Here is a 10709-nt window from a genome sequence, read left to right on the forward strand (position 1 = left end):
CTAATTTTTTTTTAGAATTCGCTCTCCATTTATATAGTCTGACGGTCGCTGTCTAAGGATTTTGTAGAAAGTATTACTAAAAGTTGGCACACTATTATAGCCTACAGCTTGCGCCACTTCATTGACGGTAAGGTGTTTTTCTAACAATAATTCGATTGCTTTTAAAATTCTTCGAATAGTGAGGTATTGTATGAATGACATCCCTAAATCTTTTTGAAACAATCGATACAGTGAGCGCTCACTAAATCCGAATTGAACAGCTATTTTAGAAAATAAAATGCTTTCCCCTAAATTATCATCTAAGTACTTTACTATTTTTGTTAGCCGGACGTCTTTAGAAAAAGGCAAGGATAGTGGCAAGTTATTCAAACAAATTGTAGGTAAGATTGCTTTAATTGCTTTGGTTATATCATAATTTCTACTTCCTTTTATTAAATTTCCATCCCATCTATTGGTAAAAAGCATCATTTGAAGTAGCAAATCATTGATTGGATAAATCCCTTCGCTTTCATAAAAAGTATGCTCATTCTTTTTAACCGGAAAATATAAATTCCGCATTATTATATTTTGAGAATTGGTATGAATACTGTGCTCTACACCTTTCGGAATCCACATAAAATGGCGGGCTGGCAAGAAATAAGTATTGGTTTGTGTAATCACATAAACAATACCGCCTTCAGTATATAACATCTGAGCTTTGTCATGTTTATGGGTTGGAATTAGCAATTCGCCCATCAAATCATGATGGCAATAAATGCTCTTTTTATCAGTGTCAACTTTATTTATATAATATTTTTCTTCTATCATTTATCGATCTTAGAGTGTCCGAAATGAATACATATTTGTCTTTTTAAGATATTTTGTCAATTATAAATTTCAGTAATATTGTAATATTAATAATTTAAAATGTCAATTGTTTTTAATTCATTAATAAAACATACGGATTATTATTAAATTCCGTACTAAAAATATAAATTATGCACTTAGAGCGAATTCGATTTCAAAGTTACAAAGACAAAGTAATTTCTGCACAAGAAGCTGCCGATTTTTTAAAAGATAAAATGGTAGTTGGTACAAGTGGATTTACAAAAGCTGGTGATAGCAAAGCGGTACTTCCTGCCTTTGCCAAAAAAGCAGAATTCGAAAATGTCGCTATTACACTTATTACTGGCGCCTCGTTAGGACATAACACTGATGCTGATTTAGCCAAAAATAATGCATTATACAAAAGGATGCCTTTTCAGGCTGACAGTTCTCTGAGGCTAAAAATCAATGAAGGAAATGTCCTCTTCATTGACCAACACCTAAGTGAGACCGCTGAATTATTGGAAAATAAACATCTACCTAAACTAGATTTTGCTATTCTTGAAGCTACTTATATTGACGAAAAAGGAAATATTATACCTACGACTTCGGTGGGAAATTCGGCCACTTTCGCTCATTTAGCAGATAAAATTATTATCGAAATAAATACTTCCATACCTTTAAATTTCAAAGGATTACACGATATTTTTATGCATGAAAAATATCCAAATCGAGATGTTATCAATATCAAATCTTCCGATGATAGAATTGGAGTCGATTATATAACTATTGACCCGAAAAAAGTAGTCGGAATTGTATTTACAGAACTCCCAGATAGTGCTGCTTTGGTTAGTGCTCCGGATAAAAAAACAACTGCGATTGCTGATCATTTGCTTGCTTTTTTTGAAAATGAAATCAAAGTTGGCAGACTGACAAAATCATTAATGCCATTACAAGTTGGTATTGGAAAAGTTGCCAATGCAGTGATGTCAGGATTTTCAAGAGGAAATTTCGAAAATTTAGTCATGTATTCTGAAGTATTGCAAGACAGCACTTTTGAATTATTCGATTCCGGAAAAATGGATTTTGCTTCGGCATCATCGATTACCGTTTCGGAGGCCTGCTACAAACATGTCTTAGAAAATTTTGATGAATATAAAGACAAAATGATTCTTCGTCCTCAAAACATAAGTAATTCCGCAGAAGTGATTAGAAGATTGGGAATTATAGCTATTAATACCGCTATCGAATTTGATATTTATGGCAATGTAAATTCAACACATATTTCAGGGACTAAAATGATGAATGGCATTGGTGGATCTGGAGATTTTGCTAGAAATAGTTTTTTGAGCATTTTTGTCACACAGTCAGCATCTAAAGAATTCGATGCAATCTCTCATGTGGTACCCATGGTTCCTCATGTAGACCATACTGAACATGATGTAGATATTTTAGTAACTGAACAAGGACTGGCCGATTTGAGAGGATTGGCTCCAAGAGAACGCGTAAAAGTAATTATTGAAAATTGTGCCCATCCAGATTACAAAGAGGAACTATCTGATTATTACAATCGTGCTTGTTTAGGTGGCGGACAAACGCCTCACCTACTTGAAGAAGCTTTTTCTTTTTATAACCGATTAGCAAAAACAGGAAGTATGAAGCAAAAAAAATCAGTTGAATTATCTTCTTAAATATAGTTTTTTTTAGTTTTACATTTGTTGATTCCCTATTCATTTTGCCGATGTTTAGGGAATTTTTTTATTTCAATTTATAAGTATTTCTTTTATTTGAAATCCTCTTATCTCTTACTACCTTAGCAATAAATTTGTAAAATGAAAACAATAAAAATTGCGGGAGTACCGGAACATTTTAATTTACCTTGGCACTTATCCATAGAAAAAGGCGATTTTGAAGCTAATAATATTGATTTACAGTGGACCGATGTTCCTGAGGGAACAGGAAAAATGTGTCAGATGCTGCGCGATGGGGAGACTGATATTGCGGTAATTCTAACGGAAGGTATTGTAAAAGATATCGTTGCCGGCAATCATAGTAAGATTGTACAAATTTATGTGCAATCCCCTTTAATTTGGGGAATTCACGTAGCAGCTAAGTCAAAATACAAAAGCCTTTCTGATTTAGAAAATACAAAAGTAGCTATTTCCCGTTTGGGTTCTGGTTCTCAATTAATGGCTTACGTAAATGCAAATAAGCAAGGCTGGAAAGTAGATAACCTTCAGTTTGAAATTGTAAATACCATCGATGGAGCCGTTGAAGCCTTAAGCAATGGCAGTGCAGATTATTTTATGTGGGAACGTTTTATGACTAAACCCTTAGTAGACAAAGGAGTATTTAGAAGAATTGGGGACTGCCCAACGCCTTGGCCTTGCTTCGTAATTGCTGTTCGTAATGAAATAGTAGAAAATAACCCTGATGTGATTAAAAGCATCTTGAGTACTATCAATAAATCCACCAAAAGTTTCAAAGACATTCCAAATATAGACAGAATGCTAGCCGTTAATTACAATCAAAAAATAGAAGATATTCAGGAATGGCTATCATTAACAGAATGGTCAGAAAAACCATTAACAACCGAAATGTTAAACAATGTTCAAAATCAACTATTTCAACTGAAAATCATTGATAAAATAGGTACTTTTGATGAAATTGTAGAACTAATCTAGTTTTTTGATTTTTGGGTTCATTATGGTAAACATTAAAAACATTCCTTTTAAATATTATATACAAAAACTTCGGGTTAAAAAACCTTGGGATGACGTTATCATTTTTGTTATGAATATTTTAATTGCGATTCCTCTTTTCATTATTGCCCATGAGAATTTAATTGAGTTAAACTGGTTTTTTAATATTGACCGTATCCTCTTGTTCTTGCTAATAATCGTTGCAATACAGTTGGTTTTACGACTTTTAAGAACCATTATTATAATATGTATTTTCTTATATATTTTAGTTTTGTTTTACGGTACAGCATCTGGAAATTATGGTTTCAACAGTGTTTATGAAGATTATGATTCGATGTTATACACCATGTCTGATAATCCAAACCCGCAAGATATTATCATTGCGAAACTGTTGCCATTTCCCAATAAATCAAAAATTATTAATGCCATTGAGTATGAAAATCCCAGAGTAAGGAATTTTGCTGTAATGGCTACTTCAGAACACTTCAAAAATATAAAAGGCTACTCTGATTATAGAACCATAATTCAATGCTTTGCAGTGTTTAAAGAAATAAATAGTCGTTGGAATTATGTAAGTGACCCAAAAGACGGAGACTATATTGCAACTGCTAGTGAGTCCTTGAACTATTTCTCTGGAGATTGTGACGACCATTCTATTTTGATGGCTGCTGCTGTACGAGCCATTGGAGGAACTCCTCGACTAATTCACACTAAAGGGCATATTTACCCGGAAATTCTCATAGGTACCTTGAATGATCTGGAAACTGTCAATTATTTGATTAAAAATGTGCTTTTTGAAAAGGAAAGCTATAAAAAGCAACTGCACTACCATATAGATGAACGTGGTCAAGTTTGGCTTAACCTTGATTATACCGCTAAATACCCTGGAGGGCCTTTCCTATCAGAAGAAATACTGGGTGCCCTGACGCTCTACTAAGTGTAATTAGATTTCTAATTGTCCTAAAATTTCGTAGGAATGAAGTCTGGCTTCATGCTCATAAATAGCAGAGGCTACCATCAATTCATCGACTTTGGTTTTTTCAAGAAAATAGTCTAATTCTCTTTTTACTTTTTCGGATCCCCCTATGAAGGTATAGGCAATCATTTGTTGCAATGCCGCTTCTTCCATTGGATCCATAAAACCTTCCCCAGGATCAACCGCTTCTTTAAGCTGCTGTCTGTTTCCTGTTATAATTCCGAGGAACAATCTCTTAAAAGAAGTCGCTAATCGCTCCGCTTCATCATCAGAATCGGCTGCAATTACATTAATGCAAGCAATAACATAAGGTTCTTGTAATTGCTCTGAAGGTTGAAAATTATTACGGTATATTGCTATGGCGGTAAGTAGTTGAGCAGGGGCAAAATGACTAGCAAAAGCATAAGGCAATCCTTTTGCGGCGGCTAAATAAGCACTGTCAGTACTCGAACCTAAAATCCAGATTGGGACGTTTACCCCTTCTCCGGGAATAGCGCGAACTCGCCCTTTTTTATTTCCCTCAGAAAAATACAGTTGCAATTCTTCCACATTAGCTGGGAATTCCTGAGCCGCATGTTCATCTCTTTTCAAGGCTGCTGCCGTAAATTGATCTGTTCCTGGAGCACGACCTAATCCTAAATCAATTCGGTCAGGAAAAAGTGTGGCAAGGGTTCCAAATTGTTCTGCTACGATTAACGGTGCGTGATTAGGTAGCATAATGCCCCCTGAACCCACTCTTAAAGTAGTTGTTCCTGAAGCAACATATCCAATTAAAATAGAAGTTGCGCTACTGGCAATCCCTGGCATATTATGATGTTCTGCTAACCAATATCGATTATACCCCCACTTTTCGACATGCTGGGCAAGATCAAGACTGTTCTTAAAAGTATCGGAAGCACTACCACCTTCCCTAACTATTGCAAGGTCTAGAACTGATATTTTTGTATGGGAGTGATTATTTATATTCATGGATTTATTTTCTTATCGTAACTACAAAAGTAAGGATTGTATTATTTGTTTTGGCACAAACAAATACTAATAGGAAGTTAAAAAAGGGTATCTTAAACTTAACTTTTGAAGGTCATCTATTTTCTTTCTAGTTTTCATGTTCGATAGTTAAATTTCGCTATATTGAAGAAGTTTAAAAACGTAATTCAAATTCATTATGGAAAATTTAAAACTCAAAGCCTTTATACCTCTTTTTTATCTCGTATGGTCTGATGATCTCTTGAGTCAAAAAGAATTCTTGACTTTACAAAAGTTTATCGTTTCCCAGAGCTGGCTTTCGAAAGAGGAACAGGAATCTCTCCTTTCAAAAATTGCTGTGTCATCTCCACCATCTAGAGAAGTCGTGGCTAATTGGAAATCTGAAATTGAAATTATTCTTCAGAAAAACCCTTTAACAAGATCCCTTTTTGATATTTCAATTTTACTTTCTGAAAATGATAGAACCATCAGCGATCTTAAACCTGCTTTTGTAAAACTCGAAAATGATTTAGGGATATCAGGCGAAGAAGCAATGGCGGATTTCGAAACAATTGCAAATACCTTTACTTCAAATTATCAGACCAGCAATAGATTTGAAATAGAAAAACTAACTCAAATTCTGGATGGAAAACAAGCCGAAATTATTAAAAAAGTAAAATCTGTTATCAGCAGACCTGAGTTTGCATATGAAACTCCTACAGACACTGCTGTTTATCGTGAAAAAGTCTATGAGTGGTGTAAAATACTCGCAGATGAAAATCTAGGTAATATGGGTTATCCAAAACAATATGGCGGTGGCGGAAACATTCAAGATTATTTTGCAATCATGGAAACATTAAGTTACCATGATTTAAGCTTAGTAATAAAGTTTGGCGTACAATTTGGACTCTGGGGAATGAGCATTCAATCACTTGGCACAGAAAAACATTACAGTAAGTACTTAAAAGATATTGGCTCACTACAACTCCCTGGCTGTTTTGCAATGACAGAAACGAATCACGGTTCAAATGTCAAAGGAATGGAAACAACGGCGACCTATAATCATAAAAACCAAACATTTACCATTCATACACCGCATGAAAAGGCACAAAAAGAATACATTGGAAACGCTGCTGTACACGGACAAATGGCTACTGTTTTTGCAAAATTAATTATTGGTGAAACTGATTATGGGGTGAATGCCTTTATCGTTCCGCTTCGAGATACCAACAGTACAATTTTAAAAGGAATTACTATAGGTGATTGTGGACTTAAAATGGGACTTAATGGAGTCGATAATGGAACTATTCGTTTTGATAATGTAGTGATTCCAAAAGAGAATATGCTAGATCGCTTTGCCTCGATAAATGAAAAGGGAGAATTTGAAAGCCCAATTCCAAGTGATAATAGACGATTTTTTACCATGCTAGGAACTTTGGTTGGTGGCCGAATTGGAATTCCGAGATCTGCATTGGCTGCAGCCAAATCTGGTTTAACAATTGCAATTAGATATAGCAATAAGCGCAGACAATTTGGGCCCGAAGGAGGCTCAGAAGTTCCAATATTAAATTACCGTATCCATCAACGACGACTTCTTCCATTGCTGGCAAAAACATATGCAATCCATTTTGCATTGCAATACGTTACGAATCGTTTCGTTACTAAAAGCGAATCTGAAATGCAGGAGATTGAAGCCCTTGCCGCGGGTATGAAGGCCTACTCTACTTGGAGCACCACTGCTATTTTACAGGAATGTCGCGAGGCTTGCGGCGGCAAAGCTTATTTATCCGAAAATCGTATTGATGCTTTAAAAAATGATACTGAAATCTATACCACTTTTGAAGGCGACAATACCGTATTAATGCAACTAGTTGCCAAAAATCGTTTATCAGAATTTAGAAAATCATTTGGCAAAATGGATGCAATGGGAATGATTAATTATGTTTATGAGAATGCTAAAACGGCTATTTCTGAAAAGAATCCAATAGTAACCAGAAAAACGGATGATTCCCATTTAATTGATGAGGAGTTTCATTTACAAGCTTTTCAATACAGGGAAAAAACGACTTTGGCATCTGCAGCAAAGCGAATAAAAAAACTAATTGATAGCGGACTTGATCCTTATGATGCTTTTAATATTGTGCAGCATCAAATGATTGATGTCGCTCAGGCCTATCTTGAACGAGTTGTATTGGAGCAGTTTCAAGAGGCCATACAAGTAATTGAAGACAAAAATTGCAAAGAAGTCATGTTGAAATTATATCAATTGTATGCACTTTCGCAGATTGAAAAAAATAAAGGATGGTATCTTGAGGATGGTTATATGGAAGCTGTAAAAACAAAAGCCATACGCAAGATGGTCAATCAGTTGTGCTGGGAAATTAGACCAGATGCTGTTTCCTTGGTAAATGCATTTGATATTCCTGACAGTTGCCTTGCTGCGCCTATTGCATTCTAAGTGATATAGTAACCCTTAGCGCTTTTACTAGGTTCAATATGTTTATTATCAATCTCAGATAGTGTATTTTCAATCATAGCAGACATAGCGTCTAAGGCTAAGTCATTAGGTTCGATACCAAATGGATCTTCTAACTCATCTGCAATCGCTTCAAGAGCCACAAAGGTATAGGCAATAAAAACGATCACAAAAGGCAAAGTCCACAACATACTTTCCCCAAAACCAAAAGGAAGTAAAAAGCAATAAATATAGACTGTACGATGTAATAAAACACTGTAAGTATAAGGTATAGGAGTGCTGGCAATCCTTTCGCAACCTCCTATAATATCTGATAATTTATTGAGATTTTCATCAAAAGCGACCTGTGTTATACTGTCTAATTTCCCATCATTTTTGGCTTTATTTACCCAAAGTCCCAAGTTTTTTAAAATAACAATGGGTTTAAAAACAGCTGTTTGTAGTTTTTGATCATAATAATTTGCTAATAGGCGTTTCATATCAGCATCAGGATTTGTTTCTCTTAATTGATGTTTTAAAGCATGAACCAAAGCCATCAGCATTAGTATGAAATGAGTTCGCTGTTTTTCATAATCCTCCCCGTCTACCAGCGTATGTGATTGACGAGCAAGTGAACGCGTATCATTTAATAGTGCACCCCAAAGCTTTCTACCTTCCCAAAATCGATCGTAACTAACAGTATTTCTGAAACCCAAAAAAATAGCTAAGGCAATTCCAAAGAGAGTAAAAATTGCTGGGTTGATATAAAGATGGTATTCGAGTAAAGAATCTCTAAAGTAGACAATAGCGATCGTATATAGGAAAAGTATAAATAAGCGGGGTAATAATTGAGGAAGGACTGAACCGTTCCATTCAAACAACATTCCGAACCAGTTTGTTTTTTTCTTTGTAATCATTCAGTAAATTTAATGATTTATGCGTACTCCCTTGCTAAGTTTAGCTTTGATTAATTTTAAATTAACACCTTTTATATTTAATAAAATTAAGATCAAAAAAACTTCTCAATTTCTTGAGAAGTTGTACGCGCAATCAGAACCACTTTATATAGGTTATCTATAAAAACTTAGTATATAAACTGTTTTTAAAGACTAACTAATTCAAAATCAACCATTATATCTACTAATTGTCGAAATAAATTTTCAATGCTACCTTTTAATTTTTGCCCTCTAAAGTAATTTATAGTTATAAATCTGCTTGCAACCCACCTGAAAGCCACATAAAATAAATATTTTCCTTTACTCCTTTAGCGATTTTTCTACAAGAATAAGTATTGTTTAAATAGCCATAAAATAGAATTTTAAGTACCATTTTAGGGTGATAACTTGACGTTCCACCACCTTTATATTTCGAAAAGATGTTCAAAATCTCGAGTTTCTCAACAACTGAATCAATTAATCTTGCAGCATGATCCTTTGAGATTAAATCATTTAAATTTTACAAAAAAATTCTTGTTGATGAACAGAATGATGTTTAAAAACTGGCTACATAAACCTTAATTTTTTAACTTAAATAAACTAATAATCAAAATAGTAAACAAAAAAAACTGCCCAAAATTTACTTTTCGGACAGCCTTATCAGAGTCTATAAAGTTAGCTAAAAGCTATTTTAAAAAATCAGGATCTTTATATGCTGGATTTGGGTATTTATAAAACCCTTCACCAGTTGAAACACCTAATTTATTTTTATCAATAAAATTCTCTTTTAAGTATTTTACTGTTTTTATTTTTAACTCATCTTGGTTTTTCTCTACTGCGATTTTATTAATATTATAAGCTGTTGTAATACCTACTACATCTAGAATCGCAAAAGGTCCTAGAGGTGCTCCAGTTGCTTTCATCCAAGTTTTATCTATAGTGTGTGGATCAGCAACTTCATTCACAAGCAAGTTAGTTGCCGCACTTAACAAAGGCACTAATAAAGAATTAAGTATGTAACCTGGTTGCTCTTTATGTAGCGGTAAAGCCAGCATACCAATAGCTTTGGCAAAATTAACTAGATCTTCAAAAACTTTTGGATCTGTAGTAGCGTGTCCCATGATTTCTGCCGTGTTATGAATCCAAATCGTATTAGCAAAATGTAAGGCTAAAAATTTTGAAGGTCTTCCTGTAGCATCTGCAAATTCACTCGGTAAAAGCGTTGATGAGTTTGTAGCAAAAACAGTTTTTTCGGGGGCGACTTTAGCCAATTTATGGTAAAAATCAATTTTTATTGCTGGACTTTCCGGTACCGCTTCAATTAGCAAGTCTGCATTTGCAACTGCTGCAGCTAAATCAGAATTGTAACTAAGGTTTTGAAAGGTTTTATCTAATTGTTCTTGTGTTGCATTTAAATCTTTTTTATATGATTCACTCAAACTATTGAATTTTGTTTTTGCTTTTTCTAACACATCATCATTAATATCGTAAACGATGACATGAAAACCATGAAACGCTGTTTGAAACGCAATTTGGTATCCTAAAACACCACTTCCGGCAACGGTAATATTTTTATAATTCATATTTATAGTTTTTAATTTTTTAATAATATTTTAATCAAATATAGTACGATACTTATTTTAAAAGTTAGTTTTTACGGAATAACATGCTTGCTATTTACCAGCTGTTTTTTGCAAGATGAATAAAATAGTATCCTATTGAGTACCCTAAATTTACTAAAAAATTAAGCTTAATCAATTGAAAATAATCTCCAATACAATAAAATGCATCAGGGTATTTTTTAAAGAGTTCAGAATTACTGAATTGCAATATCATTTTTTAGAATAAAATTAGTATTACACTACTGTAAT

At 34.0% G+C, this 10709-nt stretch carries 9 protein-coding genes; 4 read left to right on the forward strand and 5 right to left on the reverse strand.

Annotated features, from left to right (window positions below; translation table 11 throughout):
• Positions 1 to 807, reverse strand: coding sequence for an AraC family transcriptional regulator (locus BMW63_RS10000; RefSeq protein ID WP_074723329.1), 807 nt, complete (start codon positions 805 to 807; stop codon positions 1 to 3).
• Positions 808 to 977: 170 nt separating this feature from the next.
• On the opposite strand from BMW63_RS10000, the gene BMW63_RS10005 reads away from it, so the two are divergent.
• The 3 genes from BMW63_RS10005 to BMW63_RS10015 all read left to right on the forward strand — a co-directional run bounded on the left by BMW63_RS10005 (position 978) and on the right by BMW63_RS10015 (position 4443).
• Positions 978 to 2495 (forward strand): succinate CoA transferase, encoded by a 1518-nt coding sequence (locus BMW63_RS10005; protein WP_074723330.1) that lies wholly within the window; start codon positions 978 to 980, stop codon positions 2493 to 2495.
• Positions 2496 to 2636: 141 nt separating this feature from the next.
• Positions 2637 to 3488, forward strand: a complete 852-nt coding sequence (locus BMW63_RS10010; protein ID WP_074723331.1) for a substrate-binding domain-containing protein — start codon at positions 2637 to 2639, stop codon at positions 3486 to 3488.
• Positions 3489 to 3510: 22 nt separating this feature from the next.
• Positions 3511 to 4443 (forward strand): transglutaminase-like domain-containing protein, encoded by a 933-nt coding sequence (locus tag BMW63_RS10015; RefSeq protein ID WP_074723332.1) that lies wholly within the window; start codon positions 3511 to 3513, stop codon positions 4441 to 4443.
• A gap of 6 nt (positions 4444 to 4449) precedes the next feature.
• On the opposite strand, the gene BMW63_RS10020 is transcribed toward BMW63_RS10015, so the two are convergent.
• The gene (locus tag BMW63_RS10020; RefSeq protein WP_074723333.1) at positions 4450 to 5451 is read right to left on the reverse strand and encodes an LLM class flavin-dependent oxidoreductase; all 1002 of its coding nucleotides are present in this window, start codon (positions 5449 to 5451) and stop codon (positions 4450 to 4452) included.
• 196 nt (positions 5452 to 5647) lie between these two features.
• Between BMW63_RS10020 and BMW63_RS10025 the strand changes: the two genes are divergently transcribed.
• Positions 5648 to 7906, forward strand: a complete 2259-nt coding sequence (locus BMW63_RS10025; RefSeq protein ID WP_074723334.1) for an acyl-CoA dehydrogenase family protein — start codon at positions 5648 to 5650, stop codon at positions 7904 to 7906.
• On the opposite strand, the gene BMW63_RS10030 is transcribed toward BMW63_RS10025, so the two are convergent.
• The 3 genes from BMW63_RS10030 to BMW63_RS10040 all read right to left on the reverse strand — a co-directional run bounded on the left by BMW63_RS10030 (position 7903) and on the right by BMW63_RS10040 (position 10421).
• Positions 7903 to 8820, reverse strand: a complete 918-nt coding sequence (locus tag BMW63_RS10030) for a bestrophin family protein (RefSeq protein WP_074723335.1) — start codon at positions 8818 to 8820, stop codon at positions 7903 to 7905. The two genes, BMW63_RS10025 and BMW63_RS10030, sit on opposite strands and share 4 nt — an antisense overlap.
• Positions 8821 to 9106: 286 nt before the next feature.
• Positions 9107 to 9286, reverse strand: a complete 180-nt coding sequence (locus BMW63_RS10035) for a transposase (RefSeq protein ID WP_083380427.1) — start codon at positions 9284 to 9286, stop codon at positions 9107 to 9109.
• A gap of 238 nt (positions 9287 to 9524) precedes the next feature.
• Positions 9525 to 10421, reverse strand: a complete 897-nt coding sequence (locus tag BMW63_RS10040; protein WP_074723336.1) for a 3-hydroxyacyl-CoA dehydrogenase — start codon at positions 10419 to 10421, stop codon at positions 9525 to 9527.
• Positions 10422 to 10709 lie beyond the last annotated feature (288 nt).

The organism is Flavobacterium frigoris (genome assembly GCF_900111075.1).
Lineage (GTDB): Bacteria > Bacteroidota > Bacteroidia > Flavobacteriales > Flavobacteriaceae > Flavobacterium > Flavobacterium frigoris.

Coding starts and splice junctions, on each gene's coding strand:
- BMW63_RS10010 (WP_074723331.1), top strand. CDS start 2,637: ATGAAAACAATAAAAATTGCGGGAGTACCGGAACATTTTAATTTACCT.
- BMW63_RS10015 (WP_074723332.1), top strand. CDS start 3,511: ATGGTAAACATTAAAAACATTCCTTTTAAATATTATATACAAAAACTT.
- BMW63_RS10000 (WP_074723329.1), bottom strand. CDS start 807: ATGATAGAAGAAAAATATTATATAAATAAAGTTGACACTGATAAAAAG.
- BMW63_RS10005 (WP_074723330.1), top strand. CDS start 978: ATGCACTTAGAGCGAATTCGATTTCAAAGTTACAAAGACAAAGTAATT.
- BMW63_RS10020 (WP_074723333.1), bottom strand. CDS start 5,451: ATGAATATAAATAATCACTCCCATACAAAAATATCAGTTCTAGACCTT.
- BMW63_RS10030 (WP_074723335.1), bottom strand. CDS start 8,820: ATGATTACAAAGAAAAAAACAAACTGGTTCGGAATGTTGTTTGAATGG.
- BMW63_RS10025 (WP_074723334.1), top strand. CDS start 5,648: ATGGAAAATTTAAAACTCAAAGCCTTTATACCTCTTTTTTATCTCGTA.
- BMW63_RS10040 (WP_074723336.1), bottom strand. CDS start 10,421: ATGAATTATAAAAATATTACCGTTGCCGGAAGTGGTGTTTTAGGATAC.